Source organism: Candidatus Pseudothioglobus sp. uisw_070, assembly GCF_059512545.2.
Genome location: NZ_CM183456.2, coordinates 1,822,632 through 1,849,269, shown reverse-complemented (window position 1 = coordinate 1,849,269; position 26,638 = coordinate 1,822,632). Strand labels below are relative to the sequence as shown.

The 26,638-nt window shown below is 38.7% G+C and carries 23 protein-coding genes and 1 tRNA gene; 12 read left to right on the top strand and 12 right to left on the bottom strand.

All coding sequences use genetic code 11. The features are described from left to right. Positions 1-190: 190 nt before the first annotated feature. From AC5YGD_RS09335 to AC5YGD_RS09310, 6 genes are all read left to right on the top strand, one after another. On the top strand, positions 191-2,260 hold the full coding sequence (locus tag AC5YGD_RS09335) for an oxidoreductase (RefSeq protein ID WP_496141542.1): 2,070 nt from the start codon (positions 191-193) through the stop codon (positions 2,258-2,260). Between the two features lie 95 nt (positions 2,261-2,355). Then, on the top strand, positions 2,356-3,102 hold the full coding sequence (gene tpiA, locus AC5YGD_RS09330; RefSeq protein ID WP_496141541.1) for a triose-phosphate isomerase: 747 nt from the start codon (positions 2,356-2,358) through the stop codon (positions 3,100-3,102). A 1-nt stretch (position 3,103) separates the two neighbouring features. Next, positions 3,104-3,433, top strand: a complete 330-nt coding sequence (gene secG, locus AC5YGD_RS09325; RefSeq protein WP_416687019.1) for a preprotein translocase subunit SecG — start codon at positions 3,104-3,106, stop codon at positions 3,431-3,433. Positions 3,434-3,438: 5 nt separating this feature from the next. Further along, positions 3,439-3,523, top strand: a tRNA-Leu gene (locus AC5YGD_RS09320). An 86-nt stretch (positions 3,524-3,609) separates the two neighbouring features. Beyond that, on the top strand, positions 3,610-4,521 hold the full coding sequence (locus AC5YGD_RS09315) for a DMT family transporter (protein ID WP_416687017.1): 912 nt from the start codon (positions 3,610-3,612) through the stop codon (positions 4,519-4,521). Positions 4,522-4,658: 137 nt separating this feature from the next. Beyond that, positions 4,659-7,112 (top strand): MMPL family transporter, encoded by a 2,454-nt coding sequence (locus tag AC5YGD_RS09310; protein WP_496141540.1) that lies wholly within the window; start codon positions 4,659-4,661, stop codon positions 7,110-7,112. Positions 7,113-7,173: 61 nt separating this feature from the next. Here AC5YGD_RS09310 and tsf read toward each other — a convergent pair whose 3' ends face one another. Together tsf and rpsB are read right to left on the bottom strand one after the other, a co-directional pair. Then, positions 7,174-8,052: a translation elongation factor Ts gene (gene tsf, locus AC5YGD_RS09305; RefSeq protein WP_496141539.1), complete on the bottom strand. Its 879-nt coding sequence runs from the start codon at positions 8,050-8,052 to the stop codon at positions 7,174-7,176. A 33-nt stretch (positions 8,053-8,085) separates the two neighbouring features. Continuing rightward, on the bottom strand, positions 8,086-9,060 hold the full coding sequence (gene rpsB / locus AC5YGD_RS09300) for a 30S ribosomal protein S2 (protein WP_496141538.1): 975 nt from the start codon (positions 9,058-9,060) through the stop codon (positions 8,086-8,088). Positions 9,061-9,431: 371 nt separating this feature from the next. On the opposite strand from rpsB, the gene AC5YGD_RS09295 reads away from it, so the two are divergent. Genes AC5YGD_RS09295 through AC5YGD_RS09270 form a run of 6 tightly spaced genes read left to right on the top strand, consistent with a single transcriptional unit; the run spans position 9,432 to position 15,182 of the window. Continuing rightward, positions 9,432-10,679 carry an FAD-dependent oxidoreductase gene (locus tag AC5YGD_RS09295; protein ID WP_271558708.1) on the top strand — a complete coding sequence of 416 codons (1,248 nt, stop codon included), beginning with the start codon at positions 9,432-9,434 and terminating at the stop codon, positions 10,677-10,679. Continuing rightward, the gene (locus AC5YGD_RS09290) at positions 10,676-11,440 is read left to right on the top strand and encodes a DUF1365 family protein (protein WP_496141537.1); all 765 of its coding nucleotides are present in this window, start codon (positions 10,676-10,678) and stop codon (positions 11,438-11,440) included. The genes AC5YGD_RS09295 and AC5YGD_RS09290 overlap by 4 nt, the downstream gene beginning before the upstream one ends. After that, positions 11,437-12,726, top strand: a complete 1,290-nt coding sequence (locus tag AC5YGD_RS09285) for a class I SAM-dependent methyltransferase (RefSeq protein WP_496141536.1) — start codon at positions 11,437-11,439, stop codon at positions 12,724-12,726. Before AC5YGD_RS09290 ends, AC5YGD_RS09285 begins: the two co-directional genes overlap by 4 nt. A gap of 4 nt (positions 12,727-12,730) precedes the next feature. Further along, positions 12,731-13,765: a class I SAM-dependent methyltransferase gene (locus AC5YGD_RS09280; protein ID WP_496141535.1), complete on the top strand. Its 1,035-nt coding sequence runs from the start codon at positions 12,731-12,733 to the stop codon at positions 13,763-13,765. Further along, positions 13,765-14,646 (top strand): DUF1295 domain-containing protein, encoded by an 882-nt coding sequence (locus AC5YGD_RS09275; RefSeq protein ID WP_496141534.1) that lies wholly within the window; start codon positions 13,765-13,767, stop codon positions 14,644-14,646. The genes AC5YGD_RS09280 and AC5YGD_RS09275 overlap by 1 nt, the downstream gene beginning before the upstream one ends. 14 nt (positions 14,647-14,660) lie before the next feature. After that, the gene (locus tag AC5YGD_RS09270; protein ID WP_496141533.1) at positions 14,661-15,182 is read left to right on the top strand and encodes a heme-binding protein; all 522 of its coding nucleotides are present in this window, start codon (positions 14,661-14,663) and stop codon (positions 15,180-15,182) included. Between the two features lie 13 nt (positions 15,183-15,195). Here the strand turns inward: AC5YGD_RS09270 and AC5YGD_RS09265 are convergent, their stop codons facing one another. From AC5YGD_RS09265 to AC5YGD_RS09220, 10 genes are all read right to left on the bottom strand, one after another. Next, entirely contained in the window at positions 15,196-15,612 is a 417-nt protein-coding gene (locus AC5YGD_RS09265; RefSeq protein ID WP_496141532.1) for a transcriptional repressor, read from the bottom strand. After that, entirely contained in the window at positions 15,605-16,159 is a 555-nt protein-coding gene (locus tag AC5YGD_RS09260; protein WP_496141531.1) for a DUF3299 domain-containing protein, read from the bottom strand. The genes AC5YGD_RS09265 and AC5YGD_RS09260 overlap by 8 nt, the downstream gene beginning before the upstream one ends. A 5-nt stretch (positions 16,160-16,164) precedes the next feature. Continuing rightward, positions 16,165-17,388, bottom strand: a complete 1,224-nt coding sequence (locus AC5YGD_RS09255; protein ID WP_496141530.1) for an FtsX-like permease family protein — start codon at positions 17,386-17,388, stop codon at positions 16,165-16,167. A 16-nt stretch (positions 17,389-17,404) separates the two neighbouring features. Then, complete coding sequence (locus tag AC5YGD_RS09250; RefSeq protein WP_496141529.1) at positions 17,405-18,064, bottom strand: ATP-binding cassette domain-containing protein; 660 nt, start codon at positions 18,062-18,064, stop codon at positions 17,405-17,407. 11 nt (positions 18,065-18,075) lie between these two features. Beyond that, entirely contained in the window at positions 18,076-18,726 is a 651-nt protein-coding gene (locus AC5YGD_RS09245) for a ZrgA family zinc uptake protein (protein ID WP_496141528.1), read from the bottom strand. A 72-nt stretch (positions 18,727-18,798) separates the two neighbouring features. After that, on the bottom strand, positions 18,799-20,553 hold the full coding sequence (locus AC5YGD_RS09240; protein ID WP_271558714.1) for an acyl-CoA dehydrogenase family protein: 1,755 nt from the start codon (positions 20,551-20,553) through the stop codon (positions 18,799-18,801). Next, on the bottom strand, positions 20,553-22,166 hold the full coding sequence (locus AC5YGD_RS09235) for a long-chain-fatty-acid--CoA ligase (RefSeq protein WP_496141527.1): 1,614 nt from the start codon (positions 22,164-22,166) through the stop codon (positions 20,553-20,555). Before AC5YGD_RS09235 ends, AC5YGD_RS09240 begins: the two co-directional genes overlap by 1 nt. Before the next feature lie 11 nt (positions 22,167-22,177). After that, positions 22,178-24,475, bottom strand: coding sequence for a 3-hydroxyacyl-CoA dehydrogenase NAD-binding domain-containing protein (locus AC5YGD_RS09230; RefSeq protein WP_496141526.1), 2,298 nt, complete (start codon positions 24,473-24,475; stop codon positions 22,178-22,180). Beyond that, entirely contained in the window at positions 24,472-25,263 is a 792-nt protein-coding gene (locus AC5YGD_RS09225; protein ID WP_271541871.1) for an alpha/beta fold hydrolase, read from the bottom strand. The genes AC5YGD_RS09230 and AC5YGD_RS09225 overlap by 4 nt, the downstream gene beginning before the upstream one ends. Continuing rightward, positions 25,263-26,564 carry an aminotransferase class I/II-fold pyridoxal phosphate-dependent enzyme gene (locus AC5YGD_RS09220; protein WP_496141525.1) on the bottom strand — a complete coding sequence of 434 codons (1,302 nt, stop codon included), beginning with the start codon at positions 26,562-26,564 and terminating at the stop codon, positions 25,263-25,265. The genes AC5YGD_RS09225 and AC5YGD_RS09220 overlap by 1 nt, the downstream gene beginning before the upstream one ends. Positions 26,565-26,638: the final 74 nt, after the last annotated feature.

Below are 26,638 nucleotides of genomic sequence, written 5' to 3'. Positions count from 1 at the left end.
AAGAAAGAAGGTTAAAATAGGAAAACAATATTCTAATGATACCTGTAATAAGCCTAAAGATGATTAAAGCCTTTGTTAGATTTGGTTGATATTTAGGCCTTTGGATTTGTTGTTCTTTATTAACTCCACATCTATATAATTTAACTAATAAAAGATAAAAAATTTGATCTTCAAGCCGGAAAACTGACTAATGAAAAAAACCCCCTATAGTAGACTTTTTGAGCCTGTGAAGATTGGCCCTGTTGTTACAAAAAATCGCTTTTATCAAGTTCCACATTGTTGTGGTATGGGGCATCAAAGGCCACAAGCACACGCTTCTATGAGGGCCTTAAAAGCAAAAGGTGGGTGGGGGGTCGTTAGTACAGAGGAGTCAGAAATACACCCTACCTCCGATTTGTCGCCATATGTTGAACAAAGAATATGGGACAAAAGAGATATTCCAGCTCTAAGTCTTATGACAGAAGCTGTTCATGAGCATGGGGCTCTTGCGGCAATCGAATTAGCCCACAATGGAAACCATGCTGCTAACTTATATTCCAGGCTCCCTGTTATTTCGCCTGTAAGCCAATCTATAGATCTTGTTTATCCCAAACAAACTAGGCGCATGAATAAGAAAGACATTGCTGAGTTTAGGCGCTGGCATCGTAACGCCGCTTTAAACGCAAAAGCCGCTGGTTTTGATATTATTTATGTTTATGCGGGCCATGGCATGACACTTACCCAGGAATTTTTGCTTCCAGAAATTAATGATCGTACTGATGAGTATGGTGGCAGTATTGAAAACCGAGTTCGTTTAACACGGGAGTTGCTTGAGGAAACTAAAGACGCTGTTGGTGACACCTGCGCAGTAGCTTTTAGGTTTGCTGTTGACGAGCTTAAGGGTTCAGACGGAATGCAATTCTTTGAGGAAGGAAGAGCTGTAGTTGAAATGCTGGCTGAAATTCCTGACCTTTGGGATGTAAATGTTTCCGACTGGGCTAATGACTCACAAACTTCTCGTTTTGAGCCAAATGAGGGCTATCAAATTCCATATGTTGAATTTGTGAAAAGCATAACAACAAAGCCAGTAGTTGGGGTTGGTCGGCTTACATCTCCAGACCTAATGGTTAGCCTAATTGAGCGTGGAGCTTTAGATCTTATTGGTGCAGCGAGACCTTCAATAGCAGATCCTTATCTTCCTAACAAAATAAAAGCTGGAAAGACTGATCAAATAAAAGAATGCATTGGTTGTAATATTTGCGTATCGAGTGATAATTTTGCAGTTCCAATTCGTTGTACACAAAACCCAACTATGGGAGAAGAGTGGAGAAGGGGCTGGGACCCAGAATCAATTAAACCTAAAAAGACAGATCAAAAAGCACTTGTTATTGGATCTGGACCTTCCGGATTAGAATGCACTATGCAGCTAGCAAGACGTGGTTATCATGTTACGTTGGCAGAGGCAGATAATAAATTAGGAGGCAGAGTGCTTTTTGAGTCTGGGCTTAAAGGGCTTTCTGCTTGGAAACGAGTCTCTGATAATAGAATTTATGAGATACAGCAAAAAAACAATATTGAAATTTACAAAGAAAGCGAATTAACTCTTTCACATATAAATGAACTTGGAATCAATAATATATTTTTAGCTACTGGGTCAAGTTGGCGCAAAGACGGTGTCGGCAGAAGTAGAAGAAAACCAGTTCAGGGCCTAGAGTCGCTTCAGGTGCTTACTCCAGAAGAGGCGATAAAGCAGAGCCCAAATTTGAGGGGCCCTATTGTTGTTTATGATGATGAGCAGGGATATTTGGCAGGGGTAATTGCGGACCATTTGAGTTTTGATGAACACGAAGTAATTTTTATAACGCCAGCAAGCGTTGTATCTCCATGGACAGAGTCAACTCTAGAACAAAAAAGAATTCAGAAAGCGCTTTTGGTTAGCGGCGTTAACGTAATTTGCAATAAGACCATAGATAAGGCTGAAGGTAGTAATCTTAATCTTAAGTGTGTGTTTACCGGAGAGATTTCACTTTTAAAATGTTCATCACTAGTAATGGTTACAGAGCGCATTCCAAACACTACGCTCTATGATCAGCTTGTGGAGCAAGAAAATAATACTGAACAGGGCGAAGCAAAACACATTCAGTTAATTGGAGATGCCGAGTCTCCAGGTTTAATAGCAGATGCAGTCTTTTTAGGCCACCTTGCCGCGCAAAGTTTTGAGGAGCTGGAACAAGAAATACAAAAGGCCATGTTTATGCGTGAAATGCCAAGCCTTAAGTAAAGACAATACTGGAGAGGGGTTAGGGCCTATTTCACAATTGATTTTGTGCGTGTTTTAGAGTAACATTGCCCTCTTTTTGTATGACCTAATAAAGTATGCGCAAGACAATTATTGCTGGAAACTGGAAAATGAACGCCAGTAAGGCCTCTGTTAAGAGCCTAATTGATGGAATATTGTCTGGAATGGAAGGCGTCAATTCAGAGGTTTTGGTTTGTGTTCCTTTTCCATATATGTCCCAAGTTGAGTCTTTGATAGAAGGCAGTAATTTAAAGCTTGGCGCCCAGAACATTAACATAAACCCATCAGGCGCATTTACTGGCGAAGTTAGTGCGGATATGATAAAGGACTTTGGTGCAAAACATGTTATCGCTGGACATTCTGAAAGAAGAAGTTTATACGGCGAAACAAGTTCGGTCGTTGCCGAAAAAACGAAAGCTGCATTAGGTGCTGGTTTGTCCCCTCTCTTATGTGTTGGAGAGTCTCTAGAGCAGAGAGAGGCTGGAAAAACTGAGACAGTTGTTGCGGAGCAAATTAATGCTGTTATAGAGCTAGTTGGCATAGAGTCTTTTGACAGTATTATTATTGCTTATGAACCAGTCTGGGCAATAGGAACAGGCATGACAGCAACGCCAGAACAAGCACAAGCGGTTCATTTTTTTATACGAAACCTTTTAGGTGAGAGTAGTGAAAATATTGCTCAAAAAACACCTATACTATATGGTGGAAGTATGAATGCAGGTAATGCTGTTGAGTTAATTTCTTGCCCAGATATTGATGGCGGGCTTATTGGTGGGGCTGCTCTAAAAGCAGAAGATTTTTTACAAATATGTAAGGCAGGTTAATATGACATTTCAAATAATTTTAGTAATTCATGTGCTATTGGCTCTTGGGCTAGTCGGGCTAATATTAATACAGCACGGCAAGGGAGCAGATGCGGGCGCTGCATTTGGTTCTGGGGCGGCAGGCTCAGTTTTTGGAGCTCGAGGCGCGCATTCATTTTTATATAAATTAACTGCAGTCATGGCTATTGGTTTTTTTGTAACCAGCATAAGTCTTGCTTACTTCGCTTCAAATGAAAGGTCTTCAGCAGAGGCCGACCAAAGTATTATGTCCCAGACAACTATGAGTGATGATGGGCTTGATACAGACGCAAGCGAAATTCCCAGCAATTAATTAAAGCCGTCGTGGTGAAATTGGTAGACACGCAGCCTTGAGGGGGCTGTAGCGCAAGCTGTGACGGTTCGACTCCGTCCGACGGCACCAAACTAAGTTGTTTTAACTCAAGCTTTATTCATACAGTTTATTAAGGTTGTTATGTACAATCAGCATTCTTTCATAATTAAGAGTTAATGAAAATTACGAATGTAAAAATACTTAAAGGAATAGGCTTAATGCTTTTAGGGATGACTATTGTTCCTTTTTTAGATATTTTTGCTAAGCTTTTGAGCCAAGAAGGTTATCACGTAACACAAGTTACATGGACACGGTTTTTTTTCCATGCTGTTTGGTTGTTGCCAATGATTATGTGGCAAAAGGTTAAGTTATTTTCAATCCCTGAAAAGCCCGGCTTACAGTTTTTACGGGGCTTGATGCTTACGCTAGCAACACTATTCTTTTTTGCAGCCATTGTAACCAACGATATCCCTGAAGCGCTTACGCTTTTATTTATCTCTCCTCTTGTTGTTGCAGTTCTCTCACCCTTTATTCTAGGAGAGCGCTTTGATATATTTATTGGGGTTGGCGTTCTAATAGGATTTATAGGGGTTATAGTAGTTCTTCAGCCCGATAGTGAACAGTTTGATCCGACTTTATTATTTGCCTTAGTCGCAGGATTTTGCTATGCCCTTTATATTATCATAACTAAAAAACTATCTTTTCGTGCGCCACCAGTTTTGACTTTATTTTATTCTGCAATCGTTGGAATAGTTATTATGTCGTTAATTGTTGTGCCTTATTGGACAACTCCAGATTTAAAGGGCATTCTAATGGGGGCAGCAATGGGTTTTTTTGCTGCAGCTTCGCACTTTATGATTATCAAGGCTTTTGAGTTTGCTAGCGCCTCAGAGCTAAGCCCCTTCAATTATTTTGAGATCGTAGTTGCCATTATTTTGAGCTATTTAGTTTTTGGTGTTTTGCCAAATGTTCAAGCGATACTTGGGTTAATTATTATTATTCTTAGTGGCCTTTATGTCTCTTGGCGAGCAATGAAAAATAATCAAGACCAAGAAATCAAACCAAAAGCTATCATAGAGCCGCTATAAACAAGCTGATCTAATTCTTGAGCCTCTATCTTTAGAATTCCAGCTTTACCCTTTAATGTCTAACATATAATATGCAGGCTTTAAGTTTCGTATGAAGCCCCCTATATACTCAATATTGCAACTAACTTTAAAATAAAATGAATTGGCGAACAAAAACTGAAGCAAAAATAGAGGTATTTTCTGATTGGCTTTTTGAAAACGCAAAGAAAACAGTACTAGTTATTTTTCTTCTTGTGGCCGCTCTTGGCTCACAACTACCATCCTTAAAGATTGACACTACTACCGAAGGGTTTTTACATAAAACAGACCCAATGCGTGTTGAGTATGACATATTTAGAGATCAGTTTGGTAGAGATGAAAAGTTAATGATTGCAGTAAAAACTGAAAATATTTTTGACTTAAGCTTCTTAAAGAAGCTTGATAGTTTTCATGATGCCCTAGAAAGCGAACTTCCAAATATTAAGGGCGTTGACTCCCTAATAAATGCTAGAAATACTTATGGAATCGAGGGCGAGTTAATTGTTGAGCCCTTAATTGTCAGCCTCCCTGAAACTAAGGGTGAATTATTCAAACTAAAAGAAACAGTCATTAGCAATAGTCTCTATGAAAACTCACTTTACAGTGAAGACTTTACTATGACTACTGTTACGATTGACACAGAAACATATTCGAATGATGGGCTTTCAAATGAGCCAGTTAATATAGAGTTTGATGATGGCTTAGAGTTTGATGATGGCTTAGAGTTTGATGATGGCTTAGAGTTTGATGATGATAGCTTGGGTGGTCAGAGGGTGTATTTAACAGATGCCGAGAACGACGAAATCATTGCAAAAACCCAGAGCATTATGCAGCGTTTTGATGGAGAGAATTTTGAAATATACTTGTCAGGCTCGGCGGCAATTGCGGGGATTTTCAAGCAAGCTTTAATGAACGATTCAGTTATCTTTATTAGCTTAATGATGATAGTTATTATGATTGTTTTATTTGCTCTATTTAGGCGAATTTCAGGCGTGATTTTGCCATTAGCCTGCGTTTCTCTTACCCTTATAACAACCGTCTCATTAATGTCGGTATTTTCAGCTCCTTTCACAATGGCTACCCAGATTATGCCAACCTTTTTGTTGGCAGTGGTGACTAGTGCGTCCATACATTTGCTAGCTGTTTTCTATAAGGATTTTTCAAAAACAAATGATAAGAAGGCATCCTTGAGGTATGCAATGGGCCACTCTGGCTTGGCAATTATAATGACTTCTATTACTACAGCTGTTGGGTTATGGTCCTTCTCTTTTTCTGGAGTTGCGCCCGTAGCTGATCTTGGTGTTTTTGCTAGCAGCGGCGTAATGATTGGCTTAGTTTTTACTCTCATCTTTCTGCCTGCTTTAATATCTATAACTAGAGTTAAAACCCTTAAGACCAATTTAGATAAAGAAGGTCAAACCTTAATGGACAGATCTCTTATTGGAATAAGTGTATTCGCAACTGGACGCCCAAAACTTATAGTGTCGGTAAGTGCTGTATTAATTATTTGCGCAGCTATAGTTGCATCACAGCTTAGGTTTTCTCATTTTCCACTTCAATGGCTTCCAGAAGACAACTTTGCCCGCATTGCAACTGAGGCAGTTGACGAAAATCTTAAGGGCTCTCTAACGCTTGAAGTTATTATTGACACCGGAGAAACGAATGGACTTTATAACCCAGAGCTTTTAAAGGTGATTGATGACGTTTCTAAAAATATAAATTCTATCTCAACAGGAAACATGTTTGTTGGAAAAGTTATTAGTTATATTGATGTTATCAAGGAAACAAATAGAGCGCTGAACGAAAATCGTGAAGAGTATTATGCGATTCCTGATGATCCTGATCTTATTGCACAGGAGTTTTTGCTTTTTGAAAGCAGTGGCAATGATGACCTTTCGAGCCTTGTAGATGCAAATTATTCTAAAGCCCGGCTAACGCTTAAAACTCCTTTTATTGACTCACTTGAGGCGAATATTTTTATAGACAATGCACAGGTTTACTTAGACCAAAAGTTTGGCTCCCTTGCTAAAGTTACTTTCACTGGCATTGGAACTCTGATGACCGTAACTTTTGAAGAGGCGATTTATAGTAGTGCATTTAGTTATGTCCTTGCCTTTTCATTAATAACTATTCTTATGGTGTTATTAATTGGCAATGTAAAAATTGGCCTCATTAGTATGATTCCAAATATTTTGCCCATAATTTTTCTTTCAACAATTATGGTTGTCTTTAAAATGCCTCTTGACATGTTTACCTTATTGATTGGCGCTATAGCACTTGGACTTGCGGTGGACGACACTGTTCATTTTATGCATAACTTTAGAAGATATGAGCTTCAATATAATGATGTTGATAAGGCAGTAAGGCTTACATTGCTTGGCACTGGAAGAGCCATTACACTAACTTCTATAGTCCTCGCTCTTGGCTTCCTTGTGCTGACCTTTTCTCAAATGAACAACATGTTTGACTTTGGTGTTTTAACAGCCAGTGCAATTTTGGTAGCAGTATTGGCAGACTTTTTCTTGATGCCAGCAATAATGAAGCTGATTATTAAAGATAAGGCTAGTATGTAGGAGTTGTAAATTCGAACTATAAAAAAGGCGCCGAAGGCGCCTTTTTTGAAGATCTTAAAGCTTAGTTCTGGGCTTGAGCCATAACCTCTTCGACAAAATTATCTTGTTTTTTCTCAATACCCTCACCGACTTCATAGCGAATAAAAGACTCAACTTCTGAATTTTTAGATTTCACTAAAGCGCCAACGGTAGTGTCTGGATCTTTAACAAAAGATTGGCCGTAAAGAGTAACTTCATTGACAAATTTTTTCATTCTCCCAACAATCATTTTTTCAATAATATTGTCAGGCTTTCCACTTTCTTTAGCTTGCTCTATAAAAATTGCCTTTTCTCTTTCAAGAAGTTCAGTTGAGAGCTGGTCTTCACTTACACATTCAGGCTTTGAGGCTGCAATATGCATAGCGATATCTTTTGCAAGTTCGGCGTCATTTGAAGACAATACTGTGAGTACAGCAATTCGCTCACCATGCTTGTATGCGCCTAAAACTCCGCTTTCAGTGCTGACAATTTGAACTCTTCTAACTGAAATATTTTCACCAATTTTAGCGATAATTTCTTCTCTTGCCTGATCAACAGTAACGCCAGAGTCTAGTTTTTGCTCTGAAAAAATCTCAACAGATTCTGGTTTATTCTTTAGTGCTAGGGCGCCTAAAGTGTCAACAAAATCAATAAAGGCAGAGCCTTTAGTTACAAAGTCTGTTTCAGAGTTAACTTCAAGAATTGCAGCATGCATTTTATCTTTACTAATAGTAACACTTACAAGTCCTTCAGAGGCTACTCGACCAGCTTTTTTTGCAGCTTTTGCTGCCCCAGATGCGCGCATTAAATCAATTGCAGCTTCTAGATCTGCATCGGTTTCGACTAATGCTTTTTTGCAGTCCATCATGCCTGCACCAGTTCTTTCTCTTAGTTCTTTAACTAAAGCGGCTGTAATTGCCATAATTTATCTCCTATATATACTTTGTATAGCTATTTATTCAGTATCTGCCTTCTTAGCAGCAGGCTTCTTAGCAGCAGGCTTCTTAGGAGCAGGCTTCTTAGGAGCAGGCTTCTTAGCAGCAGGCTTCTTAGGAGCAGGCTTCTTTTCTTCAGCAGGCGCTTCAGTCTTAGCAGCAGGCTTCTTTTCTTCAGAAGCAGCCTCAGTCTTAGCAGCAGGCTTCTTTTCTTCAGCAGGTGCTTCAGTCTTAGCAGCAGGCTTCTTTTCTTCAGCAGGTGCTTCAGTCTTAGCAGCAGGCGCAGATTTCTTAACTGCAGCTTTGGTTTCTACAATTGAGGCTTTAGCCTCTAGTATTGCATTAGCAATTTCTCTCGCATAATAACCAATTGCTCTTATTGAGTCATCATTTCCTGCTATGACATAATCAATTCCTTCAGGACTGTGATTTGTGTCAACAACCCCGATAATTGGAAGTTGTAAAGTATGGGCTTCACGAACCGCGTTCTTTTCATGACCAATATCAACCACGAAAATAACATCAGGAATGCTGCCTAAATCTTTAATTCCACCAAGACTTCTTTCAAGTTTTTCTTGCTCTCTAGTCATAATGAGCGCTTCTTTTTTTGTAAACTGAGAAAAATTTTCTTCAGCAAGAAACTCTAAATCCTTAAGGCGCTTAATAGAGGCTTTAATAGTTTTATAATTTGTCATCATGCCGCCTAGCCAGCGATGGTTGACATAAGGCATCCCACATCTAATTGCCTCTTCTTTAATAATGTTGCTTGCTGCTCTCTTTGTGCCAACAAAAAGGATTGATCCTCCAGCAGCAGCAGTCTTGCTTGCAAAGTTGAGGACATCATTAAATTGTGGTAGAGTTTTTTCTAGGTTAATTATGTGAACACCATTTCGTGTTCCGTAGATAAAAGGCTCCATTTTTGGATGCCAAAAACGAGACCTGTGACCAAAATGAACACCTGCCTCTAACATTTTTTTCATTGACGCTTTCGCCATATTTTTCTCCTGGGTTAAGACTTCCACATTGCCTATTAACCAACCTTATTAAAAAGGCACCCTGGCTAATATTGGGGCTCTGTGTGATACATTAAAATACTAACTTTATAAAGATTTAGTTAGCCCTTTTTCCAGCTCATGTTGGCTGAAAGGCGACGATTATCCCATATTTTTTTGAATTAAGCAAAGCATATTTTCTCTAATTACCTATATAGGCAGCGACTTACTCCCCTATTCACTAAAAAAACATACAACTCAAAAAAACACCCTTTATAATTATGCCTTTTTAAAATAATTGTGACCAGATGTTGGTTATGATATGTATCTAGCCTAATAAGGGGGGCTCTATAATACATATTTGATTTTATACTATGAAAATTGCTATTATTGGAAGCGGAATATCTGGCTTAACAGCCGCACACCTTCTTCACAAACAACATGATATTACCATTTTGGAAGCTAATGATTATATAGGCGGCCATACCCACACCCATCAAATCGAGGTAGACAAAAAGAAGTGGCTGATTGATTCTGGCTTTATTGTCTACAATGAAAACACATATCCAAACTTTATAAAGCTTCTTCAAAAACTTAAAGTTGACACGCAAAAAACTTCTATGGGTTTTAGCGTTAAGGCTCCAGGACAAAAACTAGAGTACTCTGGAGGCTCCCTAAATTCTTTATTTGCTCAACGCCTCAACCTATTTCGACCTTCTTTCTTGATGATGCTTAAAGACATTTTAAGATTTAATCGCATATCAGTGGCAAAGCTAAATAATTTAAACGAGTCAACAACAATCTATGAATTTTTGATTAACCATAAATTTAGTAAGAACTTTATTGAGCACTATATAATTCCAATGGGTGCTGCCATATGGTCAACAGCAGCGAAAAAAACAACAGAAATGCCAGCAGTTTTTTATATTAGATTTTTCAAAAACCATGGACTACTTCAAATATTTAATCGCCCCCAATGGTTCGTAATTAAGGGCGGCTCAAAAGCATACATACCAAAAATAATTGCAGGATTTAAAAATAAAATTTTGCTTTCAACCCCTGTTTCCAAGGTTATAAGAAGCAAAAATAGTGTTGAGGTTTTTTATGGAAAGGATTTTGCCTCTCATCAGTTTGATAAAGTTATATTTGCAACACATAGCGATCAAGCATTGGCATTATTAGAGGACCCTAGTGAAGAAGAAGTTAAAATTTTAGGCTCTCTGCCTTATCAAAAAAATGTGGCACTGCTGCACACAGACTCTTCTATATTGCCTAAAAAGAAAATAACATGGTCTAGTTGGAACTACCTTTTGAGCGGTGATCAAAGTAAGCCGGTGACGCTAACCTATAACATGAATATTTTGCAATCATTAAAGTCGAAGACTAATTTTTTAGTAACCCTAAATAGTAATGGGGATGTTGACACAAGCAAAATAATTAAGACTTTAGTCTACCACCATCCTCTTTTCACGGTCAAGGGCGTTAAAGCACAAAAAGAAAAGAATAAAATAAGTGGTGTAAATAACACTTTTTATTGCGGGGCATATTGGGGAAATGGCTTTCATGAGGATGGTGTTAACAGCGCCCTTGATGTTTGTAGTTTTTTTGATAAGGCCTTATGACGCTCTCTAAAAATCACCAACTTTATTGGGGTACGATTAGTCATCAGCGACACATCCCGTTTAAGCGGTTTTTTTCATACCCAATTTTTATGGCCTATATTGATATCTCGTCTTTAGCGTCTACGATGAAGCCATCACTTCTTTGGAACATTAATAAGCCTGCGCTTGTTTCATTTAAAAGGAAGGACTACCATGGAGACCCAGGCCTAGACTTAGATAGTGCGGTTCGAAAAACGCTTCATGAAAAAACTGGCAAAGTTTTTAATGGGCCAATTAGACTCCTGACGCACTTGAGGTACTTTGGGCATTGTTTTAATCCAGTCAGTTTTTATTACTGTTTTGATGATTTAGACCAAAAGGTTGAGGCCATAATGGCTGAAGTAACAAACACACCATGGAAAGAAAGGCATGCCTACATTATTGAAGAGCAGACAGAAAATAATACTAGGACGGGGTTTATCGCCTCTCCAAAAAAACAACTACATGTAAGCCCTTTTTGGGGGATGGACCATGATTATGAGTGGTTTTTCTCACAGCCTGAAGACTCTCTAAATGTAAAAATGAAAAACTTTAAAGATGGTGAAAAGGTTTTTAATGTTTCGCTTGACTTAAAGAGGCGTGCATTTTCAAATGCAGGGCTTGTTAAGGCAATTTCCAGGTTTCCATTTATCACCCTGATGGTTGTATATAGAATCCATTGGCAAGCATTTATACTCTATATAAAAAGAGCGCCATTTTTTACACATCCTGACAAACTATGACTCAAGAAACTCAAACTAAAGACAGGCTTTCAGTTGATGGCCTAGCAAACAATATTCAAGAAATGCAAAGAAGCACTAGAATGACTTCTTTCTTTAAAAGGATTTTATTTAAAAAGCTGAAAGGCTTAAAAACTGGTGAGCTGACAATAATTGATGGTTCTGAAATTCACGTATTTGGCATTCCAAAATCAGAGCTTAAGGCAACCTTAACTGTTTCATCTCAAGAGTTTTATGTTTTTTTAGGGAGTGGCGGCACCAATGGCGCAGCAGAGGCCTTCACTGCTGGTTATTGGTCTGCAGATAATTTGGTTGAATTAATTCAGATCATTATTAGAAATAAAAAAACCATGGAGGGGCTTGAATCTGGACTTGCAAGATTAACAAATCCAATCACTAAAATAATCCATAGGCTTAGACAAAACACCTTAAAAGGAAGCAAGAGTAATATCTTGGCACACTACGATTTGAGTAATGATTTTTATAAGCTATGGCTCGACTCAACCATGACTTACTCAAGCGGCATTTTTCTAAACAAGAAGTCAAGTATGCTTGATGCCTCGGTAGAAAAGCTGGATAGGCTATGTCGAAAACTAAACCTTAATAGTAGTGACCATGTTCTTGAAATAGGAACGGGATGGGGAAGCTTTGCAACACATGCAGCCAAAAATTATGGCTGTAAAGTTACCACTACGACTATATCAGACAATCAGTTTAATTATGTTGCTGAGCTGATTAGTAAGGAGAATTTAGATAATAAAATAACCTTACTAAACAAAGATTATAGAGAGCTTGAGGGTGTTTTTGATAAGGTTGTTTCAATTGAAATGATAGAGGCTGTTGGGTCTGACTTTGTGCCTGGCTTCTTTGAAAAGGCCTCTTCATTGCTAAAGAAAAATGGTTTAATGGCGCTTCAAGGAATAACATATAACGACCCAGACTTTAATGCCTATAAAAATTCGGTAGACTTTATCAGAAAATATATTTTTCCTGGCTCATGTCTTATCTCAATGTCACAAGTTGAGAAAGCCATCAAAGATAAAACGGATTTAATTATGGTTGACTCTGAAGATATAACTCTTCACTATGCAAGGACACTCGAGATATGGCGTAAAGACTTTGAAAATGTATTGCCGCAAGTGAGAGAGCTTGGTTTTTCAGATCCTTTTATAAGGATTTGGGTTTTTTACCTAGTCTACTGTGAAGCGGGATTTCTTGAAAACCTAATTGGTGATTTTCAGTTTATATTTGCTAAACCTGACTCCAAAAACATTAAAATTACACACTAAAAAAATGATTAAATTATTAATAAAACTTGCAGAAAATGGTTTATTACCAGATATGCTTATTAGGCTTGGAATAAGGCGTTTATGCGCTCAAAGGCTTTTAGAGGCAACGAGCATTGGCAAGCTTGAAATGGAAAAAAGACACTCATCTTGGATTGACTTTTTAAATGAAAGCCCAATTGCTCTGGTTCCAGAAAAAGCAAATGAACAGCACTATGAGGTTCCACCAAGGCTTTTTGAATTGGTCCTGGGCTCGAATTTAAAATACAGTTCTGGTTATTGGCCAAAGGGTGCTTCGTCTCTAGACGAATCAGAACTGGAGATGTTAAAGCTTTCTTGTGCAAGGGCATCCCTTTCAGATGGCCAAGAGGTTTTAGAATTAGGATGTGGTTGGGGCTCCTTAACTCTTTATATGGCACAAAATTTCCCTAATAGCAAAATTACTGCTGTTAGTAATTCAAAGGACCAGAGGCAGTTTATTGAGAACAAATGTAAAAAATTAAAGATAGAAAATATCAAGGTTATAACAGCAGACATGAACGACTTTTCAATTGATAAAAGTTTTGATCGTGTTGTTTCAATCGAAATGTTTGAACATATGCGCAACTATGGTGAGCTTCTAAAAAGAGTAAGTGGCTGGTTAAAAAAAGATGGAAAACTTTTTGTTCATATTTTTTCTCATAAAGAAATTGCCTATCCCTTTGAAGACCAAGATGAGGGAGACTGGATGGCTAGAGAGTTTTTTAGTGGCGGTCAGATGCCTTCTCATAGGCTCCTAACCTGTTTTCCAAGTCGGATGAAAATTGAGAAAGATTGGAGGGTAGATGGAACTCACTATGAAAAAACCTCACTCGCATGGCTTAACAAGATGGACAAAAATAAAGCTGAAGTGCTTAAATTATTCGAAAAAACTTACGGCAAAGATGAAGCAGGCATTTGGTTTCAAAGGTGGCGTATTTTTTTCATGTCATGCGAGGTTCTTTTTGGCTTTAAAAGTGGCTCTGAATGGGGTGTTTCCCACTATCTTTTTGAGAGGCCATAATGGATAATATCAAGGATCTTGTTGCTATTATTTTATGTATTTTGACAGCCTATTTTGTTGCAAATGCTGCAACAGTTGAGGGCGCTGTACTTTACGGCGTGCCAGCCATACTTTTATGTGCCGTTGTTAGCTTTATTGTGCACTGGATTGTTGCAATCCCTTCGCTTGTAACAAGCTCAGAAAAATATTTTGACTTTACAGGAATGATCGCAACTCTACTTCTAGTTGCTACTTCTATATTTGCACTTTTAGGCCAAGGAATGCAAGTTTCTATGCGCTCGACTATTGTGGCTATTTTTGTATCTATATGGACGCTAAGACTTGGGACATTTCTCTACATAAGAATAGTTAAAAGTGGAGAAGACAAAAGGTTTAGGGAGATCAAGAAATCGTTGCCAAAATTTTTAATGACATGGACTCTTTCAGCCCTATGGGTTTTCTTAACGACAGCAAATGCTGTTACCATTATTGTTTTAAATCAGCATGCAGCTCTTGACTTATTTTTTATAGCAGGATTTTCCCTCTGGGTTTTAGGGTTTGCTTTCGAGGCTGTCGCAGATAAACAAAAAAAGAGCTTTAGTGAAATCCCTGAAAACAAGGATAAGTTTATAACACTTGGATTGTGGTCTATATCACGCCACCCAAACTATTTTGGGGAGATTGTTCTTTGGACGGGCATTGCAATTATATCGCTCCCACTTCTCTCAGGCTGGCAGTTTTTAACCCTTGTGTCGCCAGTTTTTGTCTATCTTCTCTTAACTAAAATAAGTGGACTGCCTTTTTTAGAAGAAAAAGCTGAAAAAAAATGGGGCAATGACAAGAAGTATCTTGAATACAAGAACAACACACCCATATTGATTCCTTATTTTGGAAAAAAATAACTCAAACTAAAAAAATGGCAATTGAAACCCCTGAATATAAAATAATATCCAAGTTTGAAGGCTTTGAAGTTCGTCGCTATAGTGACATGGTTATTGCTACAACAAAAGTTCAGGCCGACTACAAAGCCTCAACATCTTCTGGATTCAGAAGAATTGCAAGTTATATTTTTGGTGGCAATGATAAAGAAATGAAAATTGCCATGACTGCACCTGTTATTGCTGATTGCCCTTCTGAGGGGCTTAAGTCTTATAACATTTCTTTTGTAATGCCCAAAGAATACTCTATGAACGACCTTCCCAAAGCCAACATAAGTGAAGTTTCAATTCAGAAAGAGAGTCTTGGTGAAGTCGCAGTTCTATCTTTTGGGGGATGGGCTACTGAATCTCGAAGCATAAACTATCAAAAAAAACTTTCAGAGTTGCTTTTAAAAAACAAGATTGAAATAAAAGGAGGCTTTATGGTTGCTCAATTTAATTCACCATGGACGCTGCCAATGTTTCGTAAAAATGAACTTATGGTGAGAATAAGCAGTTAAATAGTTTTTTTATCTACTGGCAAGTCTTGCAGAGGCCACTAAGCTCTACAGCTTGAGAGTTATTAACTGAAAACTTGTTGCTTTTAGGTAAAGAAAGTTGAGCTGAAAGCTGACAAGACTCCTCCACAGATTTACAACTAGTGCAGTTAAGCAAGACATGAAAGTGGTTTGTGTGGCTATCATTGCAAACTAGATAAGTATTGCTTGAGTCCATTTTATGAACAACGCCAACATCAATCCAAAAGCTTAAGACCCTATAAATTGTACTAATATTAAATGAATGACCTTTATCTTTTAAAGAGTCCCTCAGGTCATAGGCAGAAAGATTTTTTCTTGCAGAGTCTAGTTCATTTATAATTGACATTCTTTGAGGCGTAGCACTTTTTCCAGACTCTAAACATTTAGACATTAGTTTTGCGTTATTAATCATCACCTTCCTCTTCGTTTTTTCTATACTCCTCGTCACTAAAATGCAGCGTCTCAACAACTGCATCGGTAATGGCATATCCGCTATCAGCAATATCAAAACTTTGCGATCCTACGGATATTCTCCCATAAACAATTATTGGTACGTATAAATCGCGAAACTTTATTGGATTGCTTGACACGTCGACAATCAGAGTTTGGTTTAGAGGTGGGGGCGGAACATGGATGCACTGACCAGCTTCAGGGACAAGCAAAAACTTGCTAATGTCAGATCCTACATATTCAATTGGAACCATGAATCCAGCAAGTGCAATATCTTTTCCTTCTAGCAATTTATTTAGTTTTGTTCCAGCCTCTTCTAATTTTGCTTGAAACTCTGGGCTATTATAGATTTCATAGGTCAGATCTTCTGGAATAAAATCATATGCATCAGCTGGCTCAAGGCTTAGCCAGTTTTCTTCTATTGTGGATAAATACTCATCAGTAATCACAATGGCAAAAGAGCTTAACGAGAAAAAAATTAAAATGGAGAGGGATATTTTTTTTAACATGCAGACTAGCTTAATGTTTGATGTAAATTTTTTCTAAAAACCATGACTGCTGGAACCAAACTACTTAATACTCCAGCAAATAAGATCAAGCCAAAAACCTTAATTTCCTCCAAGCTGATCCACTTAAACGAAGGTGAAATGCCTAAAGCCAAGTTTAACTGATTGGTTGCAAAGTAAGTCACAATTGTTACCAGAATAATTGCACCAATAATTGCAACCAATCCAATTACAAGAGACTCACATATTACCATTATGGCTAAAAATTTTGGCGAGGCCCCATTGGCTCTGTAAATTGTCATTTCCTGTTTACGGTTATCCAAACTGGCAATAATTAAAGTTACCATTGCTATGAGGCTGATTGTAATAATAATCCAGCTTAGAAGCTGAAATCCTTTATCAACCAACCCAACAATTGACCAAAGCTCTGACAATGCTATGCCCGGTATTACAGCAGATATGGCCTCCTTCGGGTATTCTCTAATACTCTTGGTAAATTTAAATAAAGTTATCTTTGATTTAAGGCCCACAAAAGCAGCTGTAACTGTTTTTGGGTCTAAAGCTTCAGCTGGCAGAGACGACAAGTCAATATCATCAAGGCTGAATACTTTTTTCCCACTCATCCATCCAAGGTGAAGCAGCTCATAGCCCTTTAGGTCCAAAAAAATAGCTTGATCAATTGGGGTTCCTGTTTTCTTAAGAATCCCTGTAACCTTAAATGAAAAGTCATCATGCTTGCTACCTATTGACTCAACTGAGCCATGGGTGATTTGAATTTCTGAACCAACACTGTAATTAAGTCTCTCAGCAACATCAGACCCCAAGACTGCCTCCGATAGTTCAGAAAATGCTACTCCGTTCAAAAAAATCAATGATTGATTGTTGCCGTATTTAATGTGCTCAAAGTAATTTGATTGAGTCGCTACAACCCTAAACCCTCTATGACTATCACCTAGTGCAATTGGAACCAGCCAACTTATATCACTTCTCTGCTTAATATCATTGACAGTCTTCGTTGTGATGTTGTTTGTGGGCCTACCAAGATGAAAAACTGTGTATAAAACCAATTCAAGAGAGCTCGACCTTGGTCCAATAATTGCATCAACACCTGAAATACTTTGATTAAAGCCTTCCTCTGTGCCTTGTTGAATTCTCTCTATGCTTAATAGCAGAACCATTGAAGCCATCAAAGATATCGTCACAAGCGATGTCGGAATAATCCTTGAGCGCATTGATTTAAGCAAAAGACTAAGCATGCTGTTTATTCAAATCTATGACAGTATCAAAGTAATGTGTAATAGAGGTGTCATGACTCACCATAATTATTGCCTGTTTGGTTGAGTCAAAGGCGTCCATCATCTCATTTAAAAATTTTTTAGTCGTTTCAGCATCAAGAGCAGAGGTTGGCTCATCAGCTAAAATTAAATCTGGCTTGCCAAGCAGAGCTCTAGCAACTGCAACTCTTTGTTGCTGACCAACACTTAGGCGGTTTACTGGAGTTGTTAAAACCTCTTTTCCTAGCCCTAGTGATTTGACCAGTCTAGTGATTTCTTGATTTAGATCGTCGACTTTAGATTTTCTAGATTGAGAGAATCTAATACCCAATGCTATATTTTCTGAAACACTTAAAAATGGAATAAGGTTAAGTGTTTGAAAAATATAGCCGATGTGATCTGCTCTAAATTTATCCAAAAGCAGGGAGGACATTGAAGAGTAATTAATGCCATCAAACTTAATATCACCAGCTTGAAGTTTTAAGGCGCCAGCAATCAGGCTGAGTAGAGTAGTTTTACCACAGCCTGAAAAGCCACTAATCAATAATCGCTGTCCCCTTTTAACCTCTATTTCTGGAAACACAATTTTTTTACCGTGCTGATAATGGTATTCCAGTCCTAGTGTTTCTAACATCAGATTCTCATTTAAAATATTACTTTATCGACGTCAGATTTTAGGCTTTTTGTTAGCGCTTTATTGTTTATTACGGCCTCGAAGTATAAATTTTCTAGTTCGCTGAAGTGATTGAATGCATTAATGGTAATGCTCTTTAATTGGCTTGGCTCATTGCAAGAAAACTCATATGATAATTCGACATCTTTGTGATCTCCTTCTGTTGAGACACTGTGAAGTTCAGATTTAAATGAAACTAAGTCACAATTAGCACCTTTAGGAAATGCAAATAATTGTGAATAATTTTGAAATTCAGCTAATGATTCATCTGATACGGTTAACTTATCATGCTCGTCATGCTCGTCATGCTCGTCATGCTCGTCATGCTCGTCATGCTCGTCATGCTCGTCATGCTCGTCATGCTCGTCATGCTCGTCATGCTCGTCATGCTCGTCATGCTCGTCATGCTCGTCATGCTCGTCATGTTCATCATTCTCATCATGCTCGTCATGTTCATCAAGTAGTTGAACTATTGGCATTTCATAAGTAATAGCAACTTGATTTTGACTGATTACCATTGAAAAATTGTTTAGTCCGTGGGCATGTGCATCTGCACGCCTTTCTTCCTCTGCGCTTGCAAAAGAAGAAATTAATAGCAACGAAAGAAAGCTAAGTTTTAACATTTTTGAGTCCTGTTTAATTAAAACAGGATAATATATCCTAAATGCAATATTATTGCAATAGGGTAAATGTAATTAATTCGTACACGCAGATATTGTTGAAAAATTTGATAGATATCTTGGCATGATAAAGTCTAGATAGTGTTTTGCAGTTTCAGTTTTTTCTTTTAAAAATTCAGAAGATGATGTGTTGTTTTTAAAAGCAGATGACGCCCTCTCAACGCTTAAAAGCATTTGCCAAGCTGCTGAAATAGTTCCAATCATCATGAGTGTATCAAAGGCAATTTTTCCAGTAAATTCTTTGTCATCAGAGTTTTTAGTAATAATCGAAACAGTTTCTTCAAGATCATCAAGAGACTTTTTAAACCGATCAATCTGCGACATGGAAATCAGCTTTGATAATGATGGGGCTTCGACACATTCTTGCATTTCTAAAATAAGCTCCCTAACTCCAAGCCCATCATCGCTAATGATTTTTCTACCAATGAGGTCCATTGCTTGAATTCCATTGGTCCCCTCATAGATTGGAAGTATGCGTGCATCCCTTAAAATCTGAGCAATTCCAGTCTCTTCAACATAGCCCATTCCTCCGTGACACTGAAGGCTGACAGAGGCAACTTCTTGTGCGGTTTCAGTGCACCAGCCCTTTACAACCGGCGTTAAGACTCCAAGTTTCCTTTTATGTTTTTCTAATAATTCTGCTGGCAAGTCGCTTCCAGAATAGTCAACTTCTGCACAAGCAGAATAGGCTAAAGCTCTCGATGCTTCGGTAATGGATTTCATGTTTGCTAACATTCTTTGCACATCAGGATGCCTAGCGATTGGACCAGGCTCTTGAAATCCTGGAGCAATTCCTTGAACACGTTCATTACAAAAACTAAGTGCTTGTTGGTACGCACGTTCTGAAACTGATACTCCCTGGAGTCCAACTGTGAGTCTTGCATTATTCATCATTGTGAACATACACTGAATACCTCTATTTTCCTCGCCAACTAAGTAGCCAATTGCCCCATCTTCTTCTCCATAGCTCATGACGCACGTCGGGCAAGCATGAATTCCAATTTTGTGCTCAATTGATAATGCTTTTAAGTCGTTTGACTCTCCAAGGGAGCCATCATCATTGACAAGAATCTTTGGCACTAAAAACAAAGATATGCCTTTAACACCCTGAGGAGAGTTTGGCAGTCGGGCCAACACTAAATGAATGATATTCTCAGACATATCGTGCTCGCCCCAAGTGATATAAATTTTTTGACCACAGATTAAATAATGATCGCCGTTTGGAGTTGCTCGCGTTTTAAGCGAACCAACATCTGTCCCTGCATCACCTTCAGTAAGATTCATCGTGCCGCTCCACTCACCAGATATAAGCTTTGGAAGGTAGCGCTGTTTGAGTTCCTCATTTGCATTTAGAGTTATTGCTTCCACTGCTCCCTGGGTAAGGAGAGGGCACAGACCCCATGACATGTTTGCCGAATGCCACATTTCTTGAACGCTTGCAGCAACGACAAAAGGGACGCCTTGTCCTCCATAATTAGGTGAGAATTGTAACGAGCCCCACCCTCCTTCAACAAAGTGCTGGTACGCCTCTTTAAAACCAGTTGCAGTAGTGATTTTGCCAGAGCTGTCAATTTTTAAACCCTCTGAGTCGCCAGTTTTGTTAATTGGTTCTATCTCTTCTTTTGCAAGCTTTCCTGCAGCATCTAAAACAGTATCAATTATGTCAACTGTTGAAGCATCAAGGCCTATCTCATTACAAAGTTTTTCAATTTCAACAACTTCTTTTAATACAAAACTCATATCTTCTACAGGCGCGGTATAGTATGACATTATTTTTCTCCTAGGTTTTTAACTGACGCTCTAAGCTCGTGTTTTTGTATTTTCCCAGTTGCGGTTTTTGGCAGCGGCCCAAAGACAACTTTTTTTGGCCTTTTAAATTTAGCCATATTGTTTTTGCAAAAGGCTATAAGCTCATCTTCAGAAGCCTCTTGGTTAGACTTGAGTTCTACAAATGCACACGGCACTTCTCCCCAAGTCTCATTTGGCATTGCTACAACTGCTGCTTCTCCGACTGCAGGATGTTGATAAAGTACATTTTCAACCTCCACGGAAGAAATATTCTCACCACCCGATATGATGATGTCTTTTGATCTGTCTTTAATTTGAATATAGCCATCACTATGAATTACTGCTAGGTCGCCACTATGAAACCAGCCACCTGCAAATGCCTCTTCTGATGCCTTGGGGCTGTTCCAATAGCCCATCATACAAGTGTTACAGCGAATTACAATTTCACCAATCGCCTCTCCGTCATGCGGAACTCGCTGCCCAGTCTCTTGATCAATGACGCTAACATCCTCGGTCATTGGGAATCTTACTCCCTGCCTTGAGCTTAATTTAGCAAGCTCGGCTGGACTCTCATTAAGCCAAGATGCTTGAGGTGCGGCTTGAAGGATATGTCCATACGTTTCAGTCAATCCATATACATGCATAACATTAAATCCTAGTTTCATCATGCTCTCTAAAACCTTTGCAGGAGGAGGTGCGCCAGCAGTCATTACTTTAATTTCTCTCTCAAAATATTTTTGCGTTTCTTTAGGCGCGTTGGCAAGCATATTGAGCATTATAGGAGCTCCACCAAAGTGAGTTACATTATGCTGTTCAAGGAGGTTAAATACTTTTTCAGGGGCAAAAGTCCTAAGGCAAACTATAGTTCCAGCGATCGCAGCCATTGTCCAAGCATGGCCCCAGCCATTGCAGTGAAATAATGGAACTGAGTACAGATAAACCGGGTGGTTGGGAAGGCTCCAGCCAATCACAGTACCCATACTCATTAAATAAGAGCCACGATGATGATAGACGACGCCTTTAGGTTTTCCAGTTGTTCCAGAGGTGTAGCTGAGTGAAAGTGGGCTCCACTCATCATCAGGCATTTGCCAGTTATATAGAGGATCTCCATTTACAACTAGAGTTTCATAATCAGTTATATCTGAAGAAATATCAGGCTGTGATTCAGCAAAAGAATCGTTTATTACTACTATTTTTGGACTAACTGAGGTCATAGAGAGGGCCTCAGATGCAACTGCAAAAAGCTCTCTGTCTACAAAGAGCATCTTTGCATTACTGTCGTCAAAAATGTATGCAATTGTTGCGGCATCAAGTCTAATATTTATAGTGTTTAGGATTGCGCCAGCCATTGGAATTGAAAAATGTGATTCAAACATTTCTGGGGTGTTAAATGCCAATACTGAGACAGTATCACCTGGCTTTATGCCATAACTTTTTAGACTTGAGGCAATTCGAACGCATCTTTCTCTTGACTCACTCCAAGTGTAAGTTCTATTTTCATAAATTACAGAAGTGTGCTGACCATAAACATCCGCTGTTCTATGCAAGAACGAAAGCGGTGAAAGAGGTATAAAATTTGCAGGATTTTTTTTCATAGCATTAACGGTTAATTTCTAAGCGTAATTCCATTATCTAACATAGATACAATTCTTGCTTGCGTTTCTTGCGTTTGAGCAAGAGTGAGGAATGAAGAGCGCTCAGCATCTAAAATATCTTGCTCAGTAAAAATAGTACCAGAAGCACAATTTCCACCAGTCATAATTCTTCCAATCTCAGTTCCAACAGTCACATCATGTGGCGTAAGCATGCCATTTTTATGATTTGTTGTAAGCCATTCCAGCATTTCTTCAAAGTGGTCTACGCCAGAAAGTGCAAGGGGATTTCGGGCTTTTGCTTTTAAGGTTGTCTCAATCGATGAAAGCGCACCAGTCAGTATGCGGTCTCTATTCATATGAAAGACATCATTAGCTCTTCTCATTGATAGAGCATCAGCTTCTTGTGGAGAGTTGGCTTTTCTACCAAGTCCAATATTCATAAATGATTTCCAGGCACCTTTCCGACCGTCTCCTAGACTTTCAGACCACCTATATAGTGTTTCTTTACATCCACCACCAGCTGGAACAACTCCCATAAATGACTCAACAAGGCCCATGACAGAGTTAGCATGACCAACAACATGATCAGCATGAAGGACAACTTCAAAGCCACCACCAATTGACATGCCAACAGGGGCAGCAATTACAGGTAGTTTTGAATTTCTCATTTGTAGCATTGTGTTTTGAAAGTAAATAAGAAATGCATCAAGAGCATCAAAGTCATTTTTTTCAAAGCAATTTCTAACACTCCAAAGACTAACCCCACATGAGAAATGCTGGAAGTCATTGTGAATTACCACGCCTCGTAAGCCTTTTTTTTCAGACTCAGATATTGCATCAGAAATCATATCTAAAGACCCACTATCAAGAGCATTAGCTTTTGAGTGAAACTCAACAATTGCTGCACCTTCGTATTCAAACCAGCTAGCAGACTTATTTGAATTGATTGCTTTGAGGGTTTGTCGTACTTCAGAAAATCTAAGCACACCATCTGGCCTGATAATTGGTTTTAGATTGCCGCTAGGCGAAAGGGAGCTTAATCCAGATTTTGAATTGATATAAAATTTATTGTTAATACCCTTAAGAAGAAACTCTGGAACGTCTTTACCATCAGCTTGTAGTCTGTCAACAAAGTACTTAATTCCAATTTCATCTAACAGCTCAAATGGCCCTTGAACCCAGTTATAGCCAAGCTTCATAGCATCATCTATCTGCGTTAAGTCATCAGTGACCTCTGGTACCAGAGAAGCAGCATAGCAGAGCGTTTCTGAAATAACATCCCATATATAAAGACCATACGGGCTTGTGTCTTTAATAATAAAAGAGATCCCAATTTTTTCTGCCTCTTCAAGAAGAGGGGTTTTTAAGCGCTCATGAGGACCATAACTCCCATTCGACAAATCAATTACTTGTCTTTCATCACCAATTTGTTTATAAAAACCTTTTTCATTTTTATTTCCAGTTTGGCCATTTGCAATCATTTTGCTCATAAACTTAATTTGAGACGAGTACTTATGAAAAGCATCATTTTCTGGCAGTATACTTACGAGGCTTTTGACAACATCAGCCATAAGGTCAATGCCTATTAAATCATATAGCCCAAAAACTCCTGTCTTTGGAAGACCTAGAGGTCTGCCAAAAAAAGCATCCGCTTCTGTTGGCGATAGTTTATATTCAAAGGCTTTATGAAGGGCACACTGGATAGCAAAAACACCAACTCTATTAGCAAGAAAGCCAGGCGTATCTTGGCAGGAGACAACACCTTTTCCAAGTATTTTTTCACTAAATAAATCAAGAGTATCAATTACTTCATCTCTAGTAAATTCACCACGCACCAATTCAAGTAATCTCATGAATCTAACTGGGTTGAAAAAATGAGTTATTGCAAAGCGCTCACAAAACTTTTTTGGCATTCCTTTTGTCAGAAGACTAATAGGAATCGTTGATGTATTAGAGGTAATAATGGTTGACTCTTTACAGCTTTCATTTAACTTTTGATAAAGGGCTTGCTTAATATCAAGCCTCTCTACAACAGCTTCAGCAATCCAGTCGCAATCCTCAAGCTGATGGAAGTGATCACGAGTGTTTCCAATTCTTATAAGGCTTTCCGCTTCTTTACTCATAAGGCCAGGCATATCTGGATCTTTAAGCCTTTCAAGGCCTTTAGCCGCTAAGCTATTTACGTTCTCACCCTCACTAGGAAGGTCAAGAAGCCAAACTTCTACCCCAGCATTTGCAACTTGACCAGCAATTCCAGCCCCCATTGTTCCGGCGCCAATAACGCCAACTTTTTTAATTTGATTTGTCATGAAGAGTTTTTTAAGATGAATGATTTAATGGCGTCAAGAGTATCTTTTGGAGACTCTATTGGAAGCATATGGCCTGCATTAGAAATAGTTGTGGTCTCAGCATTCAGCAGCTCAGCTAATTCTAAGCCAAATCGAAGAGGTGTATTTTTGTCTTCTGTTGCGAGAATAACGTTAGAGGGAATGTTGATATTTTTAGCACAATTTATGCCATTTTTATATTCAGTGCAAGCAATAAGATCTTCTGCTAGGGGATTATTAGCCATTATTTGTCGACCAATTCCAATAGGCTGCATTCCTGGAACAGCACTACTACCTGATTGTGATTGAGAGCCAAACCCCCACTTGAGCAACATATCAGCTGCATCAATAGGTGTCTTTTTGGCTGCGTCAACCAGAGCTTCGTTAACAGGTATTGAGGCAGCTGTTGCAACAGCAGTTAGTGTTTTTAGTTTTGCCCCTAAAGAACTGGCTGTCTCTAAAGCAACAAGAAATCCTTGAGAGTGGCCAACAAGATGTATTGATTCACAGCCTGCTAGTTTAAGAGTTTTTCCAAGCCATTTGCCCATCTCTTCAATTGTTTTTAAAGGCTTGCCTTCTGAAAGGCTATGACCTGGAAGGTCAGGTGCGAATACTGAAAAACCATGAAAAGCAAACCATCTAGCCTGAAGGGCCCAAGATCTATGGTCTAGACCACTTCCATGAACAAACACTACAGTAGGCTTTTTAGGATCAAATACACAGCCGCCAGTGGCTACAAAAATATTTTCTCCATCAACAACAATATTCATTACGAAATTGCCTTTTCTACTGCTTTAAGTCCAGATTTGAAGTCACTAATAATATCTGATACAGATTCTATTCCAACAGATACGCGTATTAAGTCAACACTACTCCCAGCTGCTTTCATTGCTTCTTCATCAAGGCGCGAGTGAGTTGTACTAGCTGGATGAAGGACTAAGGTTCTTGAGTCACCAACATTTGCTAAATTAGATGATAATTTTAGTGCGTTGATAAATGCCGCGCCACCTTCTCTGCCACCTTTGACTCCAAAGCATAGCATAGAGCCAGCACCATTTGGAAATAGCTTTTGAGCAATTTCATAAGTTGGGTTTTCAGGTAAATCTGGATGGTTAACCCACATAACAGCGGATTGTTCTAGGAGCCACTTTGCGAGTTTAACTGCATTTTTTACATGTTGATTCATTCTAAGGGTAAGGGTTTCTATTCCTTGAAGAATCAAAAATGCACTATGAGGGCTCATTGCTGGACCAAAATCACGCATTGATTCTGCCCTAATTTTCATTGATAGGGCAGATGGACCAAATTCTTCCCAAAAATTTATACCATGAAATGGCTCATAAGGCGTTGTTAGGGTTGGGTGTTTGTTGCTAGAACCCCAGTCAAAAGAGCCACCATCAACTATTACCCCTCCAACAGCAACTCCATGTCCGCCAATCCATTTTGTGACTGAGTGAACAACAACATCAACGCCGTGCTCAAAAGGTTTGCATAATACAGGCGTAGAAAAAGTAGCATCCACAACAAGCGGCAAGTTATTTTGATGAGCGATTTCAGCAATTTTAGGAAGGTCAGAAACCTCAAGCCCTGGATTTCCTATTGACTCACAAAACACAAGCTTAGTATTTTCTTGTATTGCACCTTTTAGCGCTTTTTCATCATTTATAGAAACAAAGGTACACTCTATGTTAAACCTTTTAAGAGTGTGTTTTAGAAGTGTTCCTGTTGAGCCATAAATTTGTGACGCACTTACAATATGATCTCCTGCAGAACACAGGCTAATAAAAGTAACAAAAAGTGCGCTCATGCCTGAAGCAGTACAAATAGCTCCAACACCACCTTCAAGTGCAGCGATTCGCTGCTCTAAAACCGCAACCGTTGGATTGGTTATTCGGCTATATATGTGACCACCTTTTTCAATATTAAAAAGAGCTGCAGCATCGTCAACTGTTTCGAAAACATAAGAGGTGGTTTGGTATATAGGAACTGCTCTGCTTCCAAAAGACGGTTCTGGCTGATAACCAGAATGTAAAGATATTGTTTCAGGACCAAAAAAGGATGACTTTCCCATAAATGCTCAGTTTAAAAAAACAAAGAGAATATTTTCTCACAACTGGCTATTGAGGTGGTTTAAATTTTGTCTTA

Coding starts and splice junctions, on each gene's coding strand:
- rpsB (WP_496141538.1), bottom strand. CDS start 9,060: ATGGCGAAAGCGTCAATGAAAAAAATGTTAGAGGCAGGTGTTCATTTT.
- AC5YGD_RS09285 (WP_496141536.1), top strand. CDS start 11,437: ATGACTCAAGAAACTCAAACTAAAGACAGGCTTTCAGTTGATGGCCTA.
- AC5YGD_RS09315 (WP_416687017.1), top strand. CDS start 3,610: ATGAAAATTACGAATGTAAAAATACTTAAAGGAATAGGCTTAATGCTT.
- AC5YGD_RS09280 (WP_496141535.1), top strand. CDS start 12,731: ATGATTAAATTATTAATAAAACTTGCAGAAAATGGTTTATTACCAGAT.
- tpiA (WP_496141541.1), top strand. CDS start 2,356: ATGCGCAAGACAATTATTGCTGGAAACTGGAAAATGAACGCCAGTAAG.
- AC5YGD_RS09270 (WP_496141533.1), top strand. CDS start 14,661: ATGGCAATTGAAACCCCTGAATATAAAATAATATCCAAGTTTGAAGGC.
- AC5YGD_RS09275 (WP_496141534.1), top strand. CDS start 13,765: ATGGATAATATCAAGGATCTTGTTGCTATTATTTTATGTATTTTGACA.
- AC5YGD_RS09265 (WP_496141532.1), bottom strand. CDS start 15,612: ATGATTAATAACGCAAAACTAATGTCTAAATGTTTAGAGTCTGGAAAA.
- AC5YGD_RS09245 (WP_496141528.1), bottom strand. CDS start 18,726: ATGTTAAAACTTAGCTTTCTTTCGTTGCTATTAATTTCTTCTTTTGCA.
- AC5YGD_RS09295 (WP_271558708.1), top strand. CDS start 9,432: ATGAAAATTGCTATTATTGGAAGCGGAATATCTGGCTTAACAGCCGCA.
- AC5YGD_RS09220 (WP_496141525.1), bottom strand. CDS start 26,564: ATGGGAAAGTCATCCTTTTTTGGTCCTGAAACAATATCTTTACATTCT.
- AC5YGD_RS09260 (WP_496141531.1), bottom strand. CDS start 16,159: ATGTTAAAAAAAATATCCCTCTCCATTTTAATTTTTTTCTCGTTAAGC.
- AC5YGD_RS09310 (WP_496141540.1), top strand. CDS start 4,659: ATGAATTGGCGAACAAAAACTGAAGCAAAAATAGAGGTATTTTCTGAT.
- tsf (WP_496141539.1), bottom strand. CDS start 8,052: ATGGCAATTACAGCCGCTTTAGTTAAAGAACTAAGAGAAAGAACTGGT.
- AC5YGD_RS09225 (WP_271541871.1), bottom strand. CDS start 25,263: ATGAATATTGTTGTTGATGGAGAAAATATTTTTGTAGCCACTGGCGGC.
- AC5YGD_RS09240 (WP_271558714.1), bottom strand. CDS start 20,553: ATGTCATACTATACCGCGCCTGTAGAAGATATGAGTTTTGTATTAAAA.
- secG (WP_416687019.1), top strand. CDS start 3,104: ATGACATTTCAAATAATTTTAGTAATTCATGTGCTATTGGCTCTTGGG.
- AC5YGD_RS09235 (WP_496141527.1), bottom strand. CDS start 22,166: ATGAAAAAAAATCCTGCAAATTTTATACCTCTTTCACCGCTTTCGTTC.
- AC5YGD_RS09230 (WP_496141526.1), bottom strand. CDS start 24,475: ATGACAAATCAAATTAAAAAAGTTGGCGTTATTGGCGCCGGAACAATG.
- AC5YGD_RS09290 (WP_496141537.1), top strand. CDS start 10,676: ATGACGCTCTCTAAAAATCACCAACTTTATTGGGGTACGATTAGTCAT.
- AC5YGD_RS09255 (WP_496141530.1), bottom strand. CDS start 17,388: ATGCGCTCAAGGATTATTCCGACATCGCTTGTGACGATATCTTTGATG.
- AC5YGD_RS09335 (WP_496141542.1), top strand. CDS start 191: ATGAAAAAAACCCCCTATAGTAGACTTTTTGAGCCTGTGAAGATTGGC.
- AC5YGD_RS09250 (WP_496141529.1), bottom strand. CDS start 18,064: ATGTTAGAAACACTAGGACTGGAATACCATTATCAGCACGGTAAAAAA.